1 protein-coding gene is annotated in these 248 nt (G+C 36.3%); it reads left to right on the top strand.

The window, feature by feature from the left end; all coding sequences use genetic code 11:
• Window positions 1–248: hypothetical protein (locus SB764_RS43270; RefSeq protein WP_410867204.1), on the top strand; the 248-nt coding region annotated here is incomplete at both ends.

Here is a 248-nt window from a genome sequence, read left to right as displayed (position 1 = left end):
GATTGCACAAATTTTGCCTAGTTTAACCGATGAAGAAATGTTAAATCTAGCAAAAAGTCACTTTAAATACGAATTAGCTGTGAACCAAAAACCAATCGCTTCAAATGGAAAAATGGAAGTCGAGCCTGGTGAAGTTGATGTGATGTTAACATTTTGGATGGCCCCCCATTACAACATCCTATCGGAAGAATGGTACCAAAAGGGGATGATTAGTGGTGATTATTTTTCACATATTGAAAAAGTTGAAC

It is taken from the genome of Paraburkholderia sp. SIMBA_027, assembly GCF_046535315.1.
Lineage (GTDB): Bacteria > Pseudomonadota > Gammaproteobacteria > Burkholderiales > Burkholderiaceae > Paraburkholderia > Paraburkholderia tropica.
Note: the sequence above shows the minus strand (reverse complement) of the source record. Positions and strands in the feature narration are given on the sequence as shown.